Below are 21,473 nucleotides of genomic sequence, written 5' to 3'. Positions count from 1 at the left end.
CCGGACGGAGCGTCAGCGCAGGAACCAGTGCCGGGCCGACACCGCCCACCAGGTGCCCGCGAAACCGAGGACCACGAGGACCGCGATCGGGGCGTAGTTGAAGGTCTCCCAGGTGACCGGGGAGACCTGCGGCAGCATGAAGAGGATCGTGATGACGACGACCCAGGCCACCGCCACCACACCGATCGGCTTCGACCAGCGGCCCAGGTGCCACGGCCCCCGCTCGAACTCGTCGCCCTTGCGCAGCCGCAGCAGCGTCGGGATCACGTACGCGATGTAGAGGCCGATGACGGCGATCGAGGTCACGGCCGCGTACGCCGTGACGTTGATCAGGTAGGGCAGGCCGAGGACCAGGGCGCCCGCCGCCGCGAGCCAGACCGCCGCGACGGGGGTGCGGGTGCGCGGGCTGACCGTGTGCCACACGCGGGAGAACGGCAGGGCGCCGTCGCGCGAGAAGGCGTAGATCATGCGGCTGTTGGCGGTCACGGACGCCATCCCGCAGAACAGCTGGGCGCCGATCACGACCAGGAGCAGCAGCTTTCCGGCCATCGCGCCGAGGGCGTCCAGGAGGATCTGGGCGGGCGGCGCGCCCGTGGGCGAGTTCAGCGCGCCCTCGTACGACTGGATCGCGAAGGTGAAGCCGAGCAGGAGGACGAAGCCGGCGATCCACGACGTCCAGATCGAGCGGACGATCCCCTTGGGGCCCGCCGTGGACGCGTCGTGCGTCTCCTCCGTCATGTGCGCCGACGCGTCGTAGCCCGTGAAGGTGTACTGCGCCATCAGCAGCCCGATGAGGACGACGTACGCGCTGCTGCCCCAGCCCGTGTTGTTCACGAACTCGCCGAAGACGAAGGACGCCGACTGGTGACTGTCCGGCGCGAAGGCCAGCGCGCCCACGATCAGCGCGACGCCCAGCACGTGCCACCACACGCTGACGCTGTTGAGGAAGGCGACGATGCGTACGCCGAAGGTGTTGAGGAGTCCGTGCAGCAGCAGGATCCCGGCGAAGAGAAGGATCGTGCGGCCCGCTGTCACCTCGAAGCCGAACTGGAGATTCAGGTACGCGCCCAGGAAGGACGCCGCACCGAAGTCGATGCCGGCGGTCACCGCCACCTGACCGAGCACGTTGAACCAACCGGTGAACCAGGCCCACGCCGCCGCGCTGCGCTCCGGAGCGAGCCGGTGCGCCCAGAAGTACAACCCCGCCGACGTCGGATACGCCGAGCAGATCTCGGCCATCGCCAGGCCCACGAAGAGGGTCATCAGGCCGACGGCGACCCAGCCCCAGGTGATGAGCACGGGGCCGCCCGTGTTCATGCCGAACAGATACAGCGTCAGACAGCCCGAGAGGACCGAGATGATCGTGAAGGAGACGGCGTAGTTCGAGAAGCCCGACATGCGGCGGGCGAGGACCTGCGTGTAACCGAGCTGGGCGAGGCGCTCCTCGTCGGAGCCCGCGGCCACGGCCGACTGCTGTCCGTCAGTGGCTCTGCTGGCATCACTTGTCATGCCCCCAGCGATTCCCTCGCCGGGGGCGCCGCATGCGGCCGATCAAGGCCCAACTCCCGTACGCGCGCCGGTGACGCGGTGACCCGGTGACGCGGAAAGGCCGCGGCCCCACCCCCGTGAGGGAGTGGGGCCGCGGCCTTGTCACGTCAGGAACGGTCAGCCGTTGCGCTTCCAGCGCGGCTTGTCGTCGCGGCGGCCGAAGGACGAGCCGGAGCCCGAGCCGGAGCCGGCGCCACGGTGGTCGTCACGACGGCCGTAGGGGCGGTGGCCGCCGGAGGGGCGGTCGCCCTGACGGTCGCGGTTGAACGGACGGTCGCTGCCCCGGTGGCCCGACGGACGGTCGTCGCGGCGGAAGCCACCACGGTCGTTGTCACGGCGCTCGAAGGGGCGGCCGCCACGGTCGTCGCGGTTGAAGCCGCCGCGGTCGTTGTCCCGGCGGAAGCCGCCACGGTCTCCACCACGGTCGCCGCCGCGGTCGTCACGGCGCTCGAAGGAACGGCCGCCACGGTCGTTGTCCCGGCGGTCGTCGCGGCGGAAGCCGCCCTTGTCGCCGCCACGGTCGTCGCGACGGAAGCCGCCACGGTCGCCGCCGCGGTCGTCACGACGCTCGAAAGAACGGCCACCACGGTCGCCGCCACGGTCGTTGCGGTTGAAGCCGCCACGGTCGTTGTCCCGGCGGAAGCCACCCTTGTCGCCACCACGGTCGTCGCGGCGGAAGCCACCACGGTCACCGCCACGGTCGTTGTCGCGACGGAAGCCACCCTTGTCGCCGCCACGGTTGTCACGGCGCTCGAAGTTGCCCCGCTCGTCGCGGCGCTGACGCGGCTGGTCCGAGAACGAACGCTCCTCGCGCTGCGACGCCTCGGCGGCAGCGGCGGCGGCCTGGGCGACCTGCTCGGCCGCGGCCTCCTGCGCGGCGGCGACGGCCGCGGCCACGCCCTCCTCGTCCTCGCCGCGGTCACGGGCGGCGCGGGCGGTGAGGCGGTCGGCCTGCTCGCGCAGCTCGGCGGCGCGACGGGTGGCGCGCTCCAGCTGCTTGGTGAGGTCGGTGACCTCGCGCTCGGCCTGCTGCGCGGCGTTGCCCGCGGACTCGGCCTCGACCTCGGTCATGGAGCGGGCGCCGGTGATCTCGGCGACCTCCGGGTCGAAGGCGGCGCCGCCCTGGATGATGTGGCGGCCGGCGTCGACGCCCGCGTCCTCCATGAGGCGGAAGATCTGGCGGCGCTGGTGCGGCAGCGACAGGGAGACGACCGTGCCGGTACGGCCGGCACGCGCCGTGCGGCCCGCGCGGTGCAGGTAGTCCTTGTGGTCACCGGCCGGGTCCACGTTCAGGACCAGGTCGATGTCGTCGACGTGGATGCCTCGGGCGGCGACGTCGGTGGCGACGAGCGCGTTGACGTAGCCCTTCTTGAAGTCCTCCAGGACGCGGGTACGCGCGCCCTGCGTCATGCCGCCGTGCAGCGCGTCGGCCTCGACACCGGCGTCGCGGAGCTGCTCGGCGATGCGGTCGGCGCCCAGCTGGGTGCGGACGAAGATGATCGTGCGGCCCTTGCGGGAGGCGATGGCCGCGGTGACCGGGGCCTTGTCCTTGGGCTTCACGACGAGGATGTGGTGCGACATCGTCGTGACGTTGCCCTGGGCGCTGTCGACCTCGTGGGAGACCGGGTCCTTCAGGTAGCGGCTGACGAGCGTCTTGATCTCGTTCTCCATGGTGGCGGAGAAGAGCATGCGCTGGCCGCCGGCCGGAACCTGGTCGAGCAGCTCGGTGACCTCGGGCAGGAAGCCCAGGTCGGACATCTGGTCGGCCTCGTCGAGGACGGCGACCTCGACGTTGCTCAGGTCGCAGGCGCCACGGTTGATGATGTCGCGCAGGCGGCCCGGGGTGGCGACGAGGATGTCGACGCCGCGCTCCAGGGCGTAGATCTGGTTGCCCATCGACGTACCGCCGCAGACGACCTTCATCTTGAGGCCGACCTGGTCGCCGTACGGCTGCAGGGCGTCCGCGACCTGCATGGCGAGCTCGCGGGTCGGGGTGAGGATGACGGCGCGCGGCTTGTGCTTCTCGCTGCGGGCGCCGGCCAGGCGGGCCATCGTCGGCAGACCGAACGAGAGGGTCTTGCCGGAGCCGGTGCGGCCACGGCCGAGGATGTCCTTGCCGGCCAGGGCGTCCGGGATGGTCGCGGCCTGGATCGGGAACGGGGTGGTCACACCGTTCTGCGCGAGCTTGCGGACGACGGCCTCGGGGAGACCGAGGTCGGCGAACGTCATGGTGGGCTCGTCGTTCTCGATGATGTCGACGGTGTCGGTGTCGATCGTGTCGGTGTCGATGTCGTTCTCGACGGCCTGGTCGACGGTGTTCTCAGTGGAAATGGACATGCGAAATGCGAAACCTTCCGGAGTCTCGGCACGCGCCCGCAACTCCGTGTATTCGCAATTCAGCAAATCGACCGCCTCAATGCGGTCCAGCCACGGCAAGGGAGAGTACGCGCCACGCGGCGCTCTCTTGACGGCGCCGGGCAAATGGGATCAAACGATCTACCACCATACGCACCCCCCACCCCCCGAGGCAAACCGGATCGTTGAGACCCGGCTCACACACCCTTTTCGGTCAGGCCGGCTCCCCGGCCTGCGGCCGCGGTTCACTGGCCCGCTCCGACGCGGTCTCCTCGTGCGCCGACGACGAGGGCTCGGCGGTCGGCGGTGACGACGAGGGCGCGGGGGACGTCTTCGTGGGCGAAGGAGTGCTGGTCGCGCTGGGGGAGCTCGGCCGCTGCGAGGGCCGCTCCGGGACGCTGCGGGACGGCGAGGTGGGCGCCGAGGGCGGGGTGGACGCCTTCGTGGACTTGGGGGAGACCGACGAGGGCGTGACCGGATCCTTCGGCGAGGCGGGCCGCCCCGAGGGCATCGGCGAGGCGTCCCCGACCCGCGCGCCCACGTCCGCTCCGCCGTCCGGTACCTCGGCGCCGCCGTCGGGCGCGGCGCCCGAGCCGCGCTGCGGCGGGGAGTGGGTGGACGCCCCGCCGCCGTCGGCGCCCACGCTCATGCAGCCGGCGGCCGCGGCGACGGCGACGGTGGTCGCGGCCAACCGGCCCAGACGGAGCGCGGTGAGCGACAGGGCGCGTTGCGATACGGACAGCTGGCGCACGGGCGGGCACCTCCGGTGCACGAGACGGGGTCACCAACGGGATCACCGTGGGGGGTACCGTTCCCAACTCCTGTCGCCGGTACGAGGACACGCGCCGCGCGAGCACCGCACAAAGCCCCCACAATCAGCGCGGGGGTCTCACCCGTGTCTCCCCGCGCACCTCACCCGTATCCGAGCGCGTGCAGCCGCGCGTCGTCGATCCCGAAGTGGTGCGCGATCTCGTGCACCACGGTCACCTCGGTCTCCGTGACCACGTCCTCCGTCGACTCGCACATCCGCAGCGTCGGCCCCCGGTAGATGGTGATCCGGTCCGGCAGCACCCCCGCGTACCACTCGCCCCGCTCGGTCAGCGGGGTCCCTTCGTAGAGCCCGAGCAGCTCGGGGTCCTCTGCGGGCGGCTCGTCCTCCACGAACACGGCCACGTTGTCCATGAGTCGGGTCAGCTCGGGCGGGATCCGGTCCAGCGCTTCGGCGACCAGTTCCTCGAACGTCTCGCGCGTCATCTCCAGCACACGGCCATTGTCCGGTACAACCCGCATATCCACCCGTGCACTTGGGCATACGGGAGCAATGGCCCGCTCGCCAGTCGCCGCCATACGTGGAGTCCGCCGCCGTGTACGAGGCGTTCGAGGGGCGCCCTCGGCGCTCCTGCGCCACTACCGCGACCGCCATCCCCACCCGGTCCTCCAACTGGTCCACCCGCCGCACCCCTACGTACGCGCGCTCGGCCTGGTCGCCGTCGTGCTGCTCGGCGCCTGGCTCGGCCTGCTGATCGTCGGCAGCGTGCGGACGCCGGTGGGGCCCATGGACACGAAGATGACGCTGCGCCCCTCCGTCTCGGGCGGTACGAAGATCAACGTGTCGCCGCTCGGTGCCCTGGAGCTGCACTCGCACACGGCGCCGATCCGCCTCGACGTCGACGTGGACCGCCTCGATCCGGCCCGCGCCCAGGCCCTCGTCGACCACCCCGAGCGCTTCTCCGGGCTCCAGGACGAGGTCGCGCGCGACGTTCAGCACGGCACGGTCGACCTGGCGCTGCGCTCCTGCGTGGCGGTGCTCGCGGGCGCCACGACGCTCGGCCTCGTGGTCTACCGCCGCCCGCGCCGCGCCCTGGCCGCCGGCGGTCTGGCGCTCACCCTGCTCGCGGCCTCGGGCGGTACGGCGTACGCGACGTGGAACCCGGAGTCCGTCCTGGAGCCGAAGTTCTCCGGGCTGCTCTCCTCGGCGCCCTCGGTGGTCGGCAGCGCCCGCTCGATCGTGACCGAATTCGACGCGTACCAGAAGGAGTTGGCGCTCCTGGTCACGAACGTGACCAAGCTGTACGACGCGACGTCCACGCTCCCCACGTACCAGCCGGACCCCTCGACGATCCGCGTCCTGCACGTGTCGGACATCCACCTCAACCCGGCGTCGTGGAAGATCATCGCCTCGCTCGTGGAGCAGTACAGGATCTCCGCGATCGTCGACACCGGCGACACGATGGACCACGGCTCGAAGGCCGAGAACGCGTTCCTGGACCCGATCAAGAACCTCGGCGTGCCCTACGTCTGGATCCGCGGCAACCACGACTCGAAGAACGCGACGCAGAAGTACCTCGCCGACCGGAAGCGCTTCAAGAACGTCCGCGTCCTCGACGACGGGAAGGCCACCACGGTCGCGGGTCTGCGCTTCGCCGGCATGGGCGACCCGCAGTACACCCCGGACCGCGCGGTGAAGGCGCAGGGCGATCCGGCCGAGCGCCTGTCGGGCATCCGGCTCGCCTCGGCGCTGCGCGATCAGCGGGCGGCGGGCACCCCGGTCGACATCGCGCTCGCCCATGAGCCGGCCGCGGCCCGCGAGGTGGACGGCGAGGTGCCGCTGGTCCTTGCGGGGCACATCCACCACCAGGAGATGGAGGTGCTCCCGCTCGGCACCCGGCTGCGCGTCGAGGGCTCGACCGGCGGCAGCGGCCTGCGCGCGGTGGACGACGGCAAGCCGGACCCGGTCGAGGCCTCGGTCCTCTATCTGGACCGCACGAGCAAGCGTCTGCAGGCCTGGGACGAGATCCGGCTGGGTGGTCTGGGCCTGACGAAGGCGGAGGTCAGCCGCCATCTGCCGCAGGAGAACCAGCCCGGCGCGACCCCGTCGCCGAGCCCTGGGGAGAGCTCCCCCTGACCCTTGGGCAGAGCTCCCCGTAAACCGTTTTGGCGATAGCTCCCTGCATCCCATATGCTTCTCACGTCCCCGACGCGCTGCAAAGCGCGCAGGCGGGCCGATAGCCCTCATCGTCTAGCGGCCTAGGACGCCGCCCTTTCAAGGCGGTAGCACGGGTTCGAATCCCGTTGGGGGCACGCACAACCGTGTGAGAGACTTGCTCTTGCTTGTCTCGCACAACAGCTTGGTCCTGTGGAGCAGTTTGGAGTGCTCGCCACCCTGTCAAGGTGGAGGCCGCGGGTTCAAATCCCGTCAGGACCGCTGAAGTTCCTCGTGAACTTCGTGGCTGGGTAGCTCAGTTGGTACGAGCGATCGCCTGAAAAGCGATAGGTCGCCGGTTCGATCCCGGCCCCAGCCACAGGAACTAGGCCCCGTCTCCGGACGGGGCCTATTGCGTTTCCCGGCTTGGGTTTTCCCTGTTCAGACCGGTGCCGCGTGCAGCGGTCCCGTCCCCCGGCCGCCCGGGTGGCGGTGGCGCCAGAACCAGAAGAGGGCGCAGGAGACCAGGGACCAGCCGGCAAGCACCAGGATCGGGAAGGCGTGCTGGTTGCCCTGGAAGTAGACCGCCGTGTGCTGGGCGTTGTACGAGGCGCCCGGTGGCAGCCACTGGCCGAGGCGGCCGATCACCGTGGGCAGCAGCGGGGGTGCGACCGCGCCGCCGGACGCCGGGTTGCCGAGCAGGACCAGCAGGCCCCAGGTCGGGATCATCGCCCAGCGGTGGAAGAACGTGTTGAACATCGTGAAGACCATGCCGCAGGTGAACATCGTCAGCGCGAGGATCAGCCAGGACTCGACGAACGGCAGGTCCACCGCCCCCAGGCCCCAGTCCGCGACCGCCGCCACCGCGAACCCGCCGAGCAGTGAGTAGGCGATCGTGAAGGCGATCCGCTCGGCCGGGTTGAGGCCGCGCGCGTGCACGCTGAGCTGGATCGCGCCGACGAAGCCGATGATCACCGCGGCGAGCGTGATGTAGAAGATCGTGAGGCCGCGCGGGTCCCCGCCCTGCAACGGGTTCACGTCCTTCACCGACACCGGGATGCCGGTCGCCTTGCTGACCGGGGGCGCCGCCTCGGCAAAGACCTGGGCGACGGTGACGCCGGAGGCGCCGGAGACGTCGAGGTGGACGCGCGAGCCGCCGCCGCGTACGTCGAGGACCGCGTAGATCTTCTGGGCGTCGAGGGCGTCGCGGGCATCTGCCCGGGAGGCGTAGGGCTTGAGGTCCAGCTGCGCGTCGAGCGCCTTCTCCATCGCGCCGAGGAACCGCTGGCCCTGGGCCTCCTTGTACGCGCCGGTGACGCCGGTCGGGATGTTGTGCGGCGTCGGGTTCGCCATGGAGTACGTGTACGAGCCGGCGAACAGGGCGGCCGCCGCGGCCAGGATGAGGACGAGCACGCACGCCGGGAAGAACGGTGAGTTCTTGAAGCCGGACCAGCGCTCGGCCCCGCTCAGCGGGCGCCCGTGCTGGCCGTGCGGCGGGTGCTCCTTCTCCGGGGACGGCGGGGGCGCGTCGTCCGGTGCGGGCCCATCGGGCAAGTGCGACATATCCGCACGTTAAGGCAAGCGTCGGCGCTCTACATCCGGACGCGGACCACGGCCGCCCCGTCGCACCGCCCGCAAAACCGGTCGCCACACATTTCCCCGAGGTGAGATCCTTGAGGACGTATGTCTACGCAGCCTGCCCCCGCCGCCGATCAGTTCGCCGCCGTAGCGCGGCGGATCTCCGAGCTGTCCCTGCGCGATGCGCACCGCCTCGGGCGCAGGCTCGAAGGCGCCCGCAAGATCCGTAAGCCGGAGGCGCGCGCCGCCGTCGTCGCGGAGATCGACGCGGAGGCCGAGAAGGCCGCCGTCCGCACGGACACCCGTCGCGAGCGCCGCGAGGCCCTCGACGTCACGTATCCCGAGCAGCTCCCGGTCAGCCAGAAGAAGGACGAGATCGCCGAGGCGATCCGCGACCACCAGGTCGTGATCGTCGCCGGTGAGACCGGTTCCGGAAAGACGACGCAGATCCCGAAGATCTGTCTCGAACTCGGCCGTGGTGTGCGCGGCATGATCGGCCACACCCAGCCCCGCCGTATCGCGGCCCGCACGGTCGCGGAGCGCGTCGCCGACGAGCTGCACACGCCGCTGGGCGAGGCGGTCGGCTGGAAGGTCCGGTTCACCGACCAGGTGGACCAGGACGGCACGTTCGTGAAGCTGATGACGGACGGCATCCTGCTCGCCGAGATCCAGACGGACCGCGAGCTGCGCGCGTACGACACGATCATCATCGACGAGGCCCACGAGCGGTCCCTCAACATCGACTTCCTGCTCGGCTACCTGGCGCAGCTGCTGCCGAGGCGCCCGGACCTCAAGGTCGTCATCACCTCCGCGACCATCGACCCCGAGCGCTTCTCGCGGCACTTCGGGGACGCCCCGATCGTCGAGGTCAGCGGCCGTACGTATCCGGTGGAGGTGCGCTATCGCCCGCTCCTCGAGGAGGACGGCGACGACTCCGACCGCGACCAGATCACCGCGATCACGGACGCGTGCGAGGAGCTGATGCGCGAGGGCGACGGCGACATCCTCGTCTTCCTCTCCGGAGAGCGCGAGATCCGCGACACCGCGGACGCGCTGGAGAAGAAGAGATACAAGTTCACGGAAGTCCTGCCGCTGTACGCGCGGCTCTCGCACGCCGAGCAGCACCGCGTCTTCCAGCGCCACACGGGCCGCCGCATCGTGCTCGCCACGAACGTCGCGGAGACCTCCCTGACGGTCCCCGGCATCAAGTACGTGATCGACCCGGGCACGGCCCGCATCTCCCGCTATTCGCACCGCACGAAGGTGCAGCGGCTGCCCATCGAGCCGGTCAGCCAGGCCAGCGCCAACCAGCGCAAGGGCCGCTGCGGCCGTACGTCCGACGGCATCTGCATCCGCCTGTACTCCGAGGACGACTTCCTGGCCCGCCCGGAGTTCACGGACGCGGAGATCCTCCGTACGAACCTGGCCTCCGTCATCCTCCAGATGACCTCGGCGGGGCTCGGCGACATCGAGAAGTTCCCGTTCATCGACCCGCCGGACCACCGCAACATCCGCGACGGTGTCCAACTCCTCCAGGAACTGGGCGCGTTGGACCCCGCCCAGAAGGACGTACGGAAACGGCTCACGGAGCAGGGCCGCAAGCTCGCCCAGCTGCCCGTGGACCCGCGCCTGGCCCGCATGGTCCTGGAGGCCGACAAGAACGGCTGCGTGCGCGAGGTCATGGTGATCGCCGCGGCGCTCTCCATCCAGGACCCGCGCGAGCGCCCCTCCGACAAGCAGGCGCAGGCCGACCAGCAGCACGCCCGCTTCAAGGACGAGACGAGCGACTTCCTCGCCTTCCTGAACCTGTGGCGTTACGTGCGCGAACAGCAGAAGGAGCTCGGCTCCTCCGCCTTCCGCCGCATGTGCAAGCGCGAGTACCTGAACTTCCTGCGCATCCGCGAGTGGCAGGACATCTACTCGCAGCTGCGGACGGTCGCGAAGCAGATGGGCATCCATCTCAATGACGCCGACACTCCCGCGGCCGACGACTCCGTCCACCTCTCCCTCCTCTCCGGTTTGCTTTCGCACATCGGAATGAAGGACGTGAAGGAGTCCAAGGAGTCCACGCAGAAGGACCCGAAGCAGGCGGGTCGCGACCGCGGGCGCAATGAGTACATCGGCGCCCGCAACGCCAAGTTCGCGATCTTCCCCGGCTCGGCCCTCTTCAAGAAGCCCCCGCGGTTCGTGATGTCGGCGGAGCTGGTGGAGACCAGCCGGCTCTGGGCCCGCGTCAACGCGAAGATCGAGCCCGAGTGGGTCGAGCCGCTCGCCGAGCACCTCCTCAAGCGCACGTACAGCGAGCCGCATTGGGAGAAGGACCAGGCGGCCGTGATGGCGTACGAGAAGGTCACGCTGTACGGCGTCCCGCTCGTCGCGCAGCGCAAGGTGAACTACGGGCGGATCGACGCCGAGGTCAGCCGCGAGCTGTTCATCCGGAACGCGTTGGTCGAGGGCGACTGGCGCACGCACCACAAGTTCTTCGCCGACAACCGCAAACTCCTCACCGAGGTCGAGGAGTTGGAGCACCGGGCGCGCCGCCGCGACATCGTCGTCGACGACGAGACTCTCTTCGACTTCTACGACCAGCGGGTCCCCGAACACGTCGTGTCCGGCGCCCACTTCGACTCCTGGTGGAAGCAGAAGAAGCGCGAGGAGCCCGAACTCCTCGACTTCGAGCGCTCGATGCTGATCCGCGAGTCGGCGGAGGCGGTCACGAAGGCCGACTACCCGGACTCCTGGCGCCAGGGCGGGCTCAAGTTCCGGGTGACGTACCAGTTCGAGCCGGGGGCGGACGCGGACGGCGTGACCGTCCATATCCCGCTCCAGGTGCTCAACCAGGTCACCGACGAGGGCTTCGACTGGCAGATCCCCGGCCTGCGCGAGGACGTCGTGATCGAGCTGATCCGGTCCCTCCCGAAGCCGATCCGCCGCAACTACGTGCCGGCGCCGAACTACGCGAAGGCGTTCCTGGACCGTGCGGTGCCGCTTCAGGAGCCGCTGCCGGTCACTCTCGCGCGCGAGTTGCAGCAGATGGTCGGCGTCCCGGTGAGCCCGGACGACTTCGATCTGGGCCGCGTACCGGACCACTTGAAGATCACCTTCCGGATCGTCGACGAGCGGCGCCGCAAGCTCGCCGAGGACAAGGACCTTGAGTCCCTCAAGCTCCGGCTGAAGCCGAAGGCCCGGCAGGCGATCTCCCAGGCGGCCAAGGCCACCGCAGAGCGCTCCGGCGGCCCGTCCCTGGAGCGCAAGGGCCTCACCGACTGGAGCGTCGGCACGCTGTCGAAGGTCTTCGAGACGCGGCGGGCGGGCCAGCCGGTGAAGGCCTACCCGGCCCTGGTCGACGACGGCGACACCGTCTCCGTACGCCTCTTCGACAGCGAGGCCGAGCAGGCGCAGGCGATGTGGAAGGGCACGCGCCGGCTGATCCTGCGCAACATCCCCGTGAATCCGGGGAAGTTCGCCTCCGACAAGCTGACCAACCCGCAGAAGCTCGCCCTGTCGGCGAACCCGCACGGTTCCGTCCAGGCGCTCTTCGACGACTGCGCGATGGCGGCCGCGGACAAGCTCATCGGCGACTTCGGCGGGCCCGCCTGGGACGAGGAGTCGTACCGGAAGCTCTACGACAAGGTGCGCGCGGAGATCGTCGACACCACGGTGAAGGCGGTCGGCCAGGTGCAGCAGGTCCTCGCGGCCTGGCAGGCCTGCGAGCGGCGCCTGAAGTCCACGAAGAGCGTGGTGCTGCTGCCCAACCTCCAGGACGTGCGCGCCCAGTTGGACGAGCTGGTGAAGCCGGGCTTCGTCACGGCCACCGGTCTGCGGCGGCTGCCCGACCTGATGCGCTATCTCGTCGCGGCCGACCGCCGGCTCCAGCAGATGCCGACCAACGTCCAGCGGGACACCACCCGCATGGAAAAGGTCCACGAGATGCGGGACGAGTACCTGTGGCTGCTCGAGCAGATGCCGCAGGGGCGGCCCGTGCCGCAGGAGGTGCTCGACATCCGCTGGATGATCGAGGAGCTGCGGGTCAGCTATTTCGCCCACGCGCTGGGCACGGCGTACCCCGTCTCGGACAAGCGGATCGTGAAGGCGATCGACGCGCAGGTTCCGTAACCGGTCGACCGCACAGGGTGAGTTCGACCGCACGGCCTGCGCTGCTGTAGAGTCCTGTCTCGCAGCGCAACGCAGAACAAGCGCCGCGAAACCTGGTCCTGTGGAGCAGTTTGGAGTGCTCGCCACCCTGTCAAGGTGGAGGCCGCGGGTTCAAATCCCGTCAGGACCGCAGTAAAGAAGAACCCCCGCACCGTACGGTGCGGGGGTTCTTTCGTTTCCACGGGCAGCACGGGCAGCACGGGCTGACAGGCTCACAGGTTCAAGGGCTCAAGGGCGTACAGACGCGCAGGCTGACTACCCGTCATCCCCGACGGCGCTCCAGGGGCCGCCAGGAAGGCCCCTGGAGCGCCACTGGAGCGCCCGCGAGCCAGGTGGGGACGAAAGACCCTCGAAGGGGTGACCAAAGGCGACCCTGCGCGCCCTCAACTGGTGGCAGCCTAGGGAGAGTCGGCGACGCGAGCGGGAGCGGGCACCGACGCCGGCGCCCAATAGCGCAAGGGCGTCACCTGCAACAAGCGACGAGGCGTGTGACGGGTGTCACCGAAGTTGTTTTGGAAACACCGTTTCTTACCCCCGCCCTACAACGGCTCAATTTAATATGTGCAATTGCACTGCCCCGGGCAGGAGCCCACAGGGATCGATCAAGGTCCGACAAGGGCGCGCACAGACCCCCGCCCGGAACCGGCCCCCGCGCACAAAAAAGATCGCGCTGGACCCGGCGGAGTCCAGCGCGATCGGATGACGCTTGCGCGAGGCAGTTGAGATGACGCCTCGGCGGCCTTCATAAGAAGGAGTCCTGTTGGGGCAGGACCCGCGTCGAGTGGAGCTATGGGTGGGTGTGTGACGGGTTGGGGGACCCGAAAACGCCCGTGTTGCTGCGTTGTGCGGTGCCTCAGGCCTCGCTGCGCTGCTGCGGGATACCCGCAAGCAGAGCGCGGACCTCGGCCTCGCGGTAGCGGCGGTGTCCGCCGAGCGTACGAATCGACGTGAGCTTGCCAGCCTTCGCCCAGCGCGTGACCGTCTTGGGGTCGACGCGGAACATCGTGGCGACCTCAGCCGGGGTCAGCAGCGGCTCGGCATCAGGGGTGCGAGCGGTCATGAGCGGCCTCCTCGGAGAACCGAACCTTCTCGGTTCATTCCTCTAAATTCTGCACCTTGACCCGCGTTGCCCGAAATGGCGGACGCGAGTCGAGTCGGTTATAGGACGAACGGCTTGTCCTCGGCACTACAACTACACCATCCGTCCAGCCACGTCGGCCAAACCGATGGAATTGCCCTCCCAGGTGTTCATCAGCGACGGAAGCCGATGGACCGTGCCATAGCGGACAGTCACGCCACAGTGACGATCAGTCACAGAGCGATCAGGAGCCATCAGACCCCCCAGCGGCAGTGCAATGCTGAGTAATCCGTCCATGGTTGGACTTAGATGGACGGAAGGAGCCCTCCCCGGACTCCTTGTCCTATTTTGGCACGAGGAGGGGTGATGGGCGCAAGGTCCCGGTAAGTGCTGTCCATCACGCTTGAGGCAAACGCCCGGATCAGGACGTAGGTCCCGAAGGTCGGTGTGAGCGCGCTCACTTGGGGATTCAGTTCGCGAACTGCCTGTCCCGCGCCGACCGCCAGCGTTCCACAAGCCTCGCGTACGCCTCTCCCGCACCGTCCTCGTCACCGACGCGCAGCGCCTCGATGCCCTCGGCGACATCCGCCGCCGAGTGGTCCTCCTCGAGGAAGTCCTGAGGAAGGGCGTGCACGAGCCCGCCGTAGTCGAGCTCGACGTACGAACGGGGGTGGAACTCCTCGAGCCAACGCCCCACATCTACCAGGCCGTCGATCAGGGGGCCTTCCTCGATCGTGTCCTTCAGCGCCTTCAGACCCCGCGCGACCCGGCGCCTCGCCTGCACCATCGGCGTCCGGTAGCGCAGCCGCGGGACGCCGACGCCCTCCGCGCCGTCCTCGTCGCTCTTCGCCTCGTACTCGCGCTCGTCGTCCGACACCAGCACGAACCAGTTGATCGGCACCTGCCACGTGGACGTACGGATCCAGGGCCTGGCGTCGGGGTTCCGCTCCAGCCAGCGCTCGTAGTCGGCGGACGACTGTCGGCGCACCACCGGGGGGATCGCCGCGTCCAGGACCGGGGCCGGCAGCTCGCCCGGCAGCTCGTCCAGGGCCTGCCAGCCGCGCAGCCGGGTGCGCCACGGGCAGACGCAGACCACCCCGTCGATCACGATCACGAACGCGTCGTCGCTCTCGTGCACCGGCACGGGCACCGGTGGGGTGGGCAGGAGATCGGCCAAAGAACGGCGCAATTCATCCTGGTAGGAGGGGAGGCTGTCGCGCTTCGCGTAGCGCTCCCAATGGCCGCGTTCGGGCTGCGGGAAGGCTGCGAGGGGTTCGTACACGCGCAGATATGACGCGTACGGGACGGTCACCGAGGACACCTTGGGCACGGCTGCTCCCTCCCCCGCCCACCGGCTGGAAAACACTCCAAATCGTCCCACGTGGCGACGCGACGGGTTTCGGCCGTAATTCCGGCCCCCACGCGCGCGCGAGGGTGATCCTTGGCGCCTCGGCCGTGGCGGGCCCTCGCACGCTCTAATCTCTTGCCCACAAGCACCGACGGAAGGCCCGCCACCCGCACGGGATTCCGCCCAACCGCCGCTATGTACTTGGGAGTCACCACAGTGACCGATGTGACCGGCGACGCTGTCACCACCTCTGACACCTCCGGCGCCTCTGGCGTTCTGCACACGCTCTTCCACTCGGAACAGGGCGGCCACGAGCAGGTCGTCCTCTGCCAGGACCGCGCCAGCGGCCTCAAGGCCGTCATCGCCCTCCACAACACCGCCCTGGGCCCGGCCCTCGGCGGCACGCGCTTCTATCCGTACGCCTCCGAGGAGGAAGCGGTCGCCGACGCGCTGAACCTCGCGCGCGGCATGTCCTACAAGAACGCCATGGCAGGGCTCGACCACGGCGGCGGCAAGGCCGTGATCATCGGCGATCCGCACACCGTGAAGAGCGAGCAGCTGCTCCTCGCTTATGGCCGGTTCGTGGCCTCGCTCGGCGGCCGGTACGTCACCGCGTGCGACGTCGGTACGTATGTCGCCGACATGGACGTCGTGGCGCGCGAGTGCCGCTGGACCACCGGACGCTCCCCCGAGAACGGCGGCGCGGGCGACTCCTCCGTACTCACCGCCTTCGGTGTCTTCCAGGGCATGCGGGCCAGCGCCCAGCACCTGTGGGGCGATCCCACGCTGCGCGGCCGCAAGGTCGGCATCGCCGGTGTGGGCAAGGTGGGGCACCACCTCGTGGAGCACCTCCTGGCGGACGGCGCCGAGGTCGTCGTGACCGATGTCCGCGAGGAGTCCGTGCGGCAGATCACCGACCGGCACCCCGAGGTCACGGTCGCCGCCGACACCGAGGCCCTGATCCGGGTGCCGGGACTCGACATCTACGCCCCCTGCGCCCTGGGCGGCGCGCTGAACGACGACTCCGTGCCGGTACTGACCGCGAAGGTGGTGTGCGGCGCGGCCAACAACCAGCTCGCGCACCCGGGCGTCGAGAAGGACCTCGCGGACCGCGGGATCCTCTACGCGCCGGACTACGTGGTGAACGCGGGCGGCGTCATCCAGGTCGCCGACGAGCTGCACGGCTTCGACTTCGACCGGTGCAGGGCGAAGGCCTCGAAGATCTTCGACACGACGCTTTCCATCTTTGCTCGTGCGAAGGCTGATGGAATTCCGCCGGCCGCGGCGGCCGACCGGATCGCCGAGCAGCGGATGGCCGAGGCCCGCGGACGGCTCTGATGGGGCCCGGCGCGTAACGAGCATCACGCCCCTCGGCGGGTCGCTCGTCCGGAAGAGGTTAAAATCGCACCTGACCAGCGAGGAAAGGGCTCCTGGCTGGTCCTGCGCCCAGGCGCGTCCTGCGGGCGACGTACCGTATGGGCGTGGGCTCAGGTACCGTGGAAGCCCTACGGACCGGTCTCCCTGCGGGGAGTCCGTTCTAGATCATGTACGCGTGTCAAGACTCTGGGGCCATGAAGCCCCATCACCGAGGGGGTCGAGCCATGGGGCGCGGCCGGGCCAAGGCCAAGCAGACGAAGGTCGCCCGCCAGCTGAAGTACAACAGCGGCGGGACCGACCTGTCGCGTCTGGCCAACGAGCTAGGCGCATCCACGTCGGATCCAATCTCGAATCAGCCGCCGAACGGCGAGCCTTTCGAGGATGACGACGAGGAAGACGACCCGTACGCCCGCTACGCGGATACGTACGACGAGGACGAGGACGAGGACGGCCAGTCCGGTCCTTCGTCACAGCGCCGCGGCGCTTGACCTCGTAACACGTCAGCGGCGTCACCGTCGCTGCACTTCACCCGGTCCGGGGTGGTCACCACGCCGGACCGGGTTTTGTGCTGTCCGTGCACGGGGCGCCGGGGGCGCCCCCACGGGGACTACTTGGCGTAGTCCCCGGTGAGCTCGGCGCCCGTGGTGTGCTCGCCGCGGTCGACGATCTCGCCGGCCACCCAGGAGTCCACTCCGCGGTCGGCCAGGGTCGCCAGGGCGACCTCCACCGACTCCTGCGGCACGATCGCCATCATGCCGACGCCCATGTTCAGCGTCTTCTCCAGCTCCAGGCGCTCTACCTGACCCTTCCGGCCGACCAGGTCGAAGATCGGGTCCGGGGTCCACGTGGAGCGGTCGACCGTGGCGTGCAGGCCGTCCGGGATCACGCGGGCCAGGTTCGCCGCGAGGCCGCCGCCCGTGATGTGGCTGAAGGCGTGGACCTCGGTGGTGCTGATGAGCGAGAGGCAGTCCAGGGAGTAGATCTTCGTCGGCTCCAGGAGCTCCTCGCCGAGCGTGCGGCCGAGCTCCTCGACGTAGCTGCCCAGCTCCATCCCCGCGCGCTCCAGGAGGACGTGGCGGACCAGCGAGTACCCGTTCGAGTGAAGACCGGAGGACGCCATGGCGATCACCGCGTCACCCTTGCGGATGCGATCCGGACCCAGCAGGTTGTCGTGCTCGACGACACCCGTACCGGCACCCGCGACGTCGAAGTCGTCCGGGCCCAGCAGGCCCGGGTGCTCGGCCGTCTCGCCGCCGACGAGGGAGCAGCCCGCGAGGACGCAGCCCTCGGCGATGCCCTTCACGATGCCGGCGACCCGCTCCGGGTGGACCTTGCCCACGCAGATGTAGTCGGTCATGAAGAGCGGCTCGGCGCCGCACACCACGATGTCGTCCATGACCATCGCGACGAGGTCATGGCCGATCGTGTCGTACACGCCCAGCTGGCGGGCGATGTCGACCTTCGTGCCGACGCCGTCGGTGGCCGAGGCGAGCAGCGGACGCTCGTACTTCTTCAGGGCGGAGGCGTCGAAGAGGCCGGCGAAGCCGCCGAGGCCGCCGAGGACCTCGGGGCGCTGCGTCTTCTTCACCCACTCCTTCATGAGCTCCACGGCGCGGTCGCCGGCTTCGATGTCGACGCCTGCGGACGCGTAGGAGGCACCGGAGGGCTGGGTCTCAGACATTGCCTGGGATCTTTCGGGTTGGCGAAATCGGGGTCTACGGGCGACGGATCGCGTCGGACGCAGCCGTGGACGCAGGACCTGCGGCCAGTTCCGTCTCCAGGAGCTGCTTGCCGAGGAGCTCCGGGTCGGGGAGGTCCATCGGGTACTCGCCGTCGAAGCAGGCACGGCAGAGGTTCGGCTTGGCGATGGTGGTCGCCTCGATCATGCCGTCGATGGAGATGTACGAGAGCGAGTCGACCCCGAGCGAGGTACCGATCTCCTCGACCGTCATGCCGTTGGCGATCAGCTCCGCGCGGGTCGCGAAGTCGATGCCGAAGAAGCAGGGCCACTTGATGGGCGGGGAGGAGATCCGCACGTGGATCTCGGCCGCGCCGGCCTCGCGGAGCATGCGGACGAGGGCGCGCTGCGTGTTGCCGCGCACGATCGAGTCGTCGACGACGACCAGACGCTTGCCCTTGATGACTTCCTTGAGCGGGTTCAGCTTCAGACGGATGCCGAGCTGGCGGATCGTCTGGGAGGGCTGGATGAAGGTTCGGCCCACATAGGCGTTCTTCACCAGGCCGTTGCCGAACGGGATGCCGGAGGCCTCGGCGTAACCGACCGCGGCCGGAGTTCCGGATTCCGGGGTGGCTATGACGAGGTCCGCGTCGACCGGAGCTTCCTTGGCGAGCTTGCGGCCCATCTCCACACGGGAGAGATACACGTTCCGACCCGCGATGTCCGTGTCCGGGCGGGCCAGGTACACGTACTCGAAGACGCAGCCCTTGGGCTTTGCTTCGGCGAAGCGGGACGTTCGCAGGCCGTTCTCGTCGATGGCGACGAACTCGCCCGGCTCGATCTCGCGGACGAAGCTGGCGCCGCAGATGTCGAGCGCGGCGGACTCCGAGGCGACGACCCAGCCGCGCTCCAGGCGACCGAGGACCAGCGGGCGGATGCCCTGCGGGTCACGGCCTGCGTACAGGGTGTTCTCGTCCATGAAGACGAGCGAGAAGGCGCCCTTGACCTGAGGCAGCACCTTGGCGGCCGCCTCTTCCACGGTCAGCGGCTTGCCGTCCTCGTCGACCTGGCCCGCGAGCAGCGCGGTGATCAGGTCGGTGTCGTTGGTGGCCGCGACCTGGGTCGCGCGGCCACTCTCCTTGGGGAGCTCGGCGACCAGCTCGGCGAGGTGCGCCGTGTTGACCAGGTTGCCGTTGTGCCCGAGGGCGATCGAACCGTGCGCGGTGGCGCGGAACGTCGGCTGGGCGTTCTCCCATACGGAGGCCCCGGTGGTCGAGTAGCGGGCGTGACCGACCGCGATATGACCTTGGAGGGACCCTAGGGATGTCTCGTCGAAGACCTGGGAAACGAGCCCCATGTCCTTGAAGACGAGGATCTGGGAGCCATTGCTGACCGCGATTCCCGCGGATTCCTGACCCCGATGTTGGAGGGCGTAGAGCCCGAAGTAAGTGAGCTTTGCGACCTCTTCACCCGGAGCCCAGACACCGAAGACGCCGCAAGCGTCCTGGGGGCCCTTCTCGCCGGGAAGCAGGTCGTGATTGAGTCGACCGTCACCACGTGGCACGCCACCGAGTGTAGACGTGATCCCTCAGTGGTCCGAATTGGGGACAGTGGCTACGCGGGTTGACCGGGGCGGATGTGACCGAACTCATCGGTTGTCCGGAGTACGGGTGCGTGGGTTGTCCGGAGTACGGGTGCGTGGGTTGTCCGGAGTACGGGTGCGTGGTTGACAGGTGTACGTCAGTGTCGGCAGAGTCCCGGTCCATGCAGCCACTCCGTGATCGTGAGGTCACCCTTGTGGAGCGCCGCCACGTCGACCTGGTCCGTGTCGCGAGCGCGATCTGTCTCTGTGCGTGATTCCTCCCTGCCGCTGACGTCCGTCTGACGTCGCCCGTCGGCTCCTGCCCGTGCGCCGGAGCCGCCCATCACTGCTGCGCCGCGCCCCTGTGGGGCGCGCGCTTCGTGTGCCGCGCCGCGGCCCCATCACCCCGGAGACCCCATGCCCTCGCATGCCTCTCACCTGTCCCGTCGTGCCCTCGGCGGGGCCGCCGTCGCCACCGTCGCCGCTGCCGGAGTGGGCGCCTCCGCCCGCTCCGCCCAGGCGGCCGCGCCCCGTGAGACGCCCTTCCGGGCCGCCACCGGGCGCAGGTCACAGCGGCCCAACATCCTGTTCATCCTGGGCGACGACCTGGGCTGGGCCGACCTGTCCTCGTACGGCGCCCCGCACATCAAGACCCCCCACCTGGACCGGCTCGCCCGCCAGGGCGTCCGCTTCACCGACGCCTACAGCGGCTCCGCGACCTGCTCCCCGACCCGCTTCAGCCTGTACACCGGCCGCTATCCGGGCCGTACGAAGGGCGGCCTCGCGGAGCCGATCGCCGACCGGTCCGTCGGGCTCGACCCGAACCACCCCACGCTCGCCTCGCTGCTGCGCGGCGCCGGCTACGCGACGGCCCTGATCGGCAAGTGGCACTGCGGCTACCTGCCGGACTACTCGCCCACCAAGTCGGGCTGGGACGAGTTCTTCGGGAACTTCGGCGGGGCCCTGGAGTACTACTCGAAGCTCGGCCTCGGCGGCGAGTACGACCTCTACGAGGGCGAGGTCAAGGAGGGCGACGCCGAGTACAAGGACCTGCGGTACTACACGCGGATCCTGACCGAGCGGGCGAGCGAGTACGTGAAGCGGGACCACGGCGACAAGCCGTGGCTGCTCAACCTCAACTTCACGACCCCGCACTGGCCATGGATCGCCGACGGCGACGAGGAGGCGAGCGCCGAGGTCGTACGGCGGATCAAGGCGGGCGACAAGCGGGCCCTCTTCCACGACGACGGCGGGTCGGTCGAGAAGTACACGGAGATGGTGCAGGACCTGGACCGGTCGGTCGGGCAGGTGCTGAAGGCGCTGAAGGAGTCGGGGCAGGAGCAGGACACCCTCGTCTTCTTCGCCTCGGACAACGGCGGTGAGCGCTTCTCCTACAACTGGCCGCTGTCCGGCAACAAGTCGTCCCTCCAGGAGGGCGGCATCCGCGTCCCGACGATCGTGCGCTGGCCCGCCCGGATCGACGGCGGGCAGGTCAGCCACGAGCCGGTGTTCACCCCCGACTGGACGGCGACGCTGCTGGAGATCGGCGGGGCCCGCGCCGACAAGGCGTACCCGCTGGACGGCACCAGCCTCGCGGGCTATCTGCTGCGCGGCGAGGAGTTGACGGAGCGCGAGCTGTTCTGGCGGGTGCGCGGGGAGCGCGCCGTGCGGCGCGGCGACTGGAAGTACTACCGGGGCAAGGGCGGCACGGACCAGCTGTTCGACCTCGCGGCCGACCGGCGCGAGCAGGCGGACCGGGCGGCCGACGAGCCGAAGCTGCTGGCCGAGTTGAAGGCGGCGTGGGAGCGGACGGACGCGGAGCTGCTCCCGTATCCGTCGTCCTGAGGACGC

The 21,473-nt window shown here is 69.5% G+C and carries 15 protein-coding genes and 4 tRNA genes; 10 read left to right on the top strand and 9 right to left on the bottom strand.

Annotation, left to right across the window (positions count from 1 at the left end):
• Positions 1–12: 12 nt before the first annotated feature.
• The 4 genes from ACYSUO_RS15750 to ACYSUO_RS15735 all read right to left on the bottom strand — a co-directional run bounded on the left by ACYSUO_RS15750 (position 13) and on the right by ACYSUO_RS15735 (position 5,166).
• A complete protein-coding gene (locus ACYSUO_RS15750) occupies positions 13–1,509 on the bottom strand; it encodes an amino acid permease (protein ID WP_461776695.1) in 1,497 nt (498 codons plus the stop codon).
• Positions 1,510–1,665: 156 nt separating this feature from the next.
• Complete coding sequence (locus tag ACYSUO_RS15745) at positions 1,666–3,885, bottom strand: DEAD/DEAH box helicase (protein WP_461776694.1); 2,220 nt, start codon at positions 3,883–3,885, stop codon at positions 1,666–1,668.
• A 232-nt stretch (positions 3,886–4,117) separates the two neighbouring features.
• Positions 4,118–4,654 carry a hypothetical protein gene (locus tag ACYSUO_RS15740; protein ID WP_461776693.1) on the bottom strand — a complete coding sequence of 179 codons (537 nt, stop codon included), beginning with the start codon at positions 4,652–4,654 and terminating at the stop codon, positions 4,118–4,120.
• Between the two features lie 161 nt (positions 4,655–4,815).
• Complete coding sequence (locus ACYSUO_RS15735) at positions 4,816–5,166, bottom strand: metallopeptidase family protein (protein WP_266712316.1); 351 nt, start codon at positions 5,164–5,166, stop codon at positions 4,816–4,818.
• Between the two features lie 58 nt (positions 5,167–5,224).
• Here ACYSUO_RS15735 and ACYSUO_RS15730 point away from each other — a divergent pair, with 58 nt between their 5' ends.
• The 4 genes from ACYSUO_RS15730 (at position 5,225) to ACYSUO_RS15715 (ending at position 7,205) form a co-directional block, all read left to right on the top strand.
• Positions 5,225–6,808, top strand: coding sequence for a metallophosphoesterase family protein (locus tag ACYSUO_RS15730; protein ID WP_461776692.1), 1,584 nt, complete (start codon positions 5,225–5,227; stop codon positions 6,806–6,808).
• A gap of 103 nt (positions 6,809–6,911) precedes the next feature.
• Positions 6,912–6,984, top strand: a tRNA-Glu gene (locus ACYSUO_RS15725).
• Between the two features lie 49 nt (positions 6,985–7,033).
• Positions 7,034–7,108 (top strand) — tRNA-Asp (locus ACYSUO_RS15720).
• 23 nt (positions 7,109–7,131) lie between these two features.
• Positions 7,132–7,205: transfer RNA gene (locus tag ACYSUO_RS15715), tRNA-Phe, on the top strand.
• A gap of 62 nt (positions 7,206–7,267) precedes the next feature.
• Here the strand turns inward: ACYSUO_RS15715 and ACYSUO_RS15710 are convergent.
• Positions 7,268–8,389 (bottom strand): ABC transporter permease, encoded by a 1,122-nt coding sequence (locus tag ACYSUO_RS15710; protein ID WP_461776691.1) that lies wholly within the window; start codon positions 8,387–8,389, stop codon positions 7,268–7,270.
• 120 nt (positions 8,390–8,509) lie between these two features.
• On the opposite strand from ACYSUO_RS15710, the gene hrpA reads away from it, so the two are divergent.
• On the top strand, positions 8,510–12,520 hold the full coding sequence (gene hrpA, locus ACYSUO_RS15705; protein ID WP_461776690.1) for an ATP-dependent RNA helicase HrpA: 4,011 nt from the start codon (positions 8,510–8,512) through the stop codon (positions 12,518–12,520).
• Between the two features lie 94 nt (positions 12,521–12,614).
• A tRNA-Asp gene (locus ACYSUO_RS15700) sits at positions 12,615–12,689 on the top strand.
• A gap of 723 nt (positions 12,690–13,412) precedes the next feature.
• Here the strand turns inward: ACYSUO_RS15700 and bldC are convergent.
• Entirely contained in the window at positions 13,413–13,619 is a 207-nt protein-coding gene (gene bldC / locus ACYSUO_RS15695; protein WP_003949541.1) for a developmental transcriptional regulator BldC, read from the bottom strand.
• A gap of 487 nt (positions 13,620–14,106) precedes the next feature.
• Positions 14,107–14,967: a hypothetical protein gene (locus ACYSUO_RS15690; RefSeq protein ID WP_461776689.1), complete on the bottom strand. Its 861-nt coding sequence runs from the start codon at positions 14,965–14,967 to the stop codon at positions 14,107–14,109.
• Positions 14,968–15,201: 234 nt separating this feature from the next.
• On the opposite strand from ACYSUO_RS15690, the gene ACYSUO_RS15685 reads away from it, so the two are divergent.
• Together ACYSUO_RS15685 and ACYSUO_RS15680 are read left to right on the top strand one after the other, a co-directional pair.
• A complete protein-coding gene (locus ACYSUO_RS15685; RefSeq protein WP_461776688.1) occupies positions 15,202–16,323 on the top strand; it encodes a Leu/Phe/Val dehydrogenase in 1,122 nt (373 codons plus the stop codon).
• 263 nt (positions 16,324–16,586) lie between these two features.
• Entirely contained in the window at positions 16,587–16,850 is a 264-nt protein-coding gene (locus tag ACYSUO_RS15680) for a DUF3073 domain-containing protein (RefSeq protein WP_426902586.1), read from the top strand.
• Positions 16,851–16,969: 119 nt separating this feature from the next.
• On the opposite strand, the gene purM is transcribed toward ACYSUO_RS15680, so the two are convergent.
• Both purM and purF read right to left on the bottom strand, forming a co-directional pair.
• Positions 16,970–18,043 (bottom strand): phosphoribosylformylglycinamidine cyclo-ligase, encoded by a 1,074-nt coding sequence (gene purM / locus ACYSUO_RS15675; RefSeq protein ID WP_461776687.1) that lies wholly within the window; start codon positions 18,041–18,043, stop codon positions 16,970–16,972.
• 34 nt (positions 18,044–18,077) lie between these two features.
• Positions 18,078–19,604 (bottom strand): amidophosphoribosyltransferase, encoded by a 1,527-nt coding sequence (purF, locus tag ACYSUO_RS15670; protein ID WP_461776686.1) that lies wholly within the window; start codon positions 19,602–19,604, stop codon positions 18,078–18,080.
• 200 nt (positions 19,605–19,804) lie between these two features.
• Here purF and ACYSUO_RS15665 point away from each other — a divergent pair, with 200 nt between their 5' ends.
• Together ACYSUO_RS15665 and ACYSUO_RS15660 are read left to right on the top strand one after the other, a co-directional pair.
• Positions 19,805–19,897 carry a putative leader peptide gene (locus ACYSUO_RS15665; protein WP_353962549.1) on the top strand — a complete coding sequence of 31 codons (93 nt, stop codon included), beginning with the start codon at positions 19,805–19,807 and terminating at the stop codon, positions 19,895–19,897.
• Positions 19,898–20,039: 142 nt separating this feature from the next.
• Positions 20,040–21,467, top strand: a complete 1,428-nt coding sequence (locus tag ACYSUO_RS15660; protein ID WP_461776685.1) for a sulfatase family protein — start codon at positions 20,040–20,042, stop codon at positions 21,465–21,467.
• The last annotated feature ends 6 nt before the right edge of the window (positions 21,468–21,473 follow it).

It is taken from the genome of Streptomyces sp. UC4497 (genome assembly GCF_054871485.1).
This window is presented reverse-complemented; position numbering and strand designations above follow the sequence as displayed.

Bases quoted from the DNA above. Each gene is read 5' to 3' on its own strand.
- ACYSUO_RS15730 (WP_461776692.1), top strand. From the start codon at position 5,225: ATGGCCCGCTCGCCAGTCGCCGCCATACGTGGAGTCCGCCGCCGTGTA.
- ACYSUO_RS15660 (WP_461776685.1), top strand. From the start codon at position 20,040: ATGCCCTCGCATGCCTCTCACCTGTCCCGTCGTGCCCTCGGCGGGGCC.
- ACYSUO_RS15750 (WP_461776695.1), bottom strand. From the start codon at position 1,509: ATGACAAGTGATGCCAGCAGAGCCACTGACGGACAGCAGTCGGCCGTG.
- purM (WP_461776687.1), bottom strand. From the start codon at position 18,043: ATGTCTGAGACCCAGCCCTCCGGTGCCTCCTACGCGTCCGCAGGCGTC.
- bldC (WP_003949541.1), bottom strand. From the start codon at position 13,619: ATGACCGCTCGCACCCCTGATGCCGAGCCGCTGCTGACCCCGGCTGAG.
- ACYSUO_RS15665 (WP_353962549.1), top strand. From the start codon at position 19,805: ATGCAGCCACTCCGTGATCGTGAGGTCACCCTTGTGGAGCGCCGCCAC.
- ACYSUO_RS15745 (WP_461776694.1), bottom strand. From the start codon at position 3,885: ATGTCCATTTCCACTGAGAACACCGTCGACCAGGCCGTCGAGAACGAC.
- hrpA (WP_461776690.1), top strand. From the start codon at position 8,510: ATGTCTACGCAGCCTGCCCCCGCCGCCGATCAGTTCGCCGCCGTAGCG.
- ACYSUO_RS15710 (WP_461776691.1), bottom strand. From the start codon at position 8,389: ATGTCGCACTTGCCCGATGGGCCCGCACCGGACGACGCGCCCCCGCCG.
- ACYSUO_RS15680 (WP_426902586.1), top strand. From the start codon at position 16,587: ATGGGGCGCGGCCGGGCCAAGGCCAAGCAGACGAAGGTCGCCCGCCAG.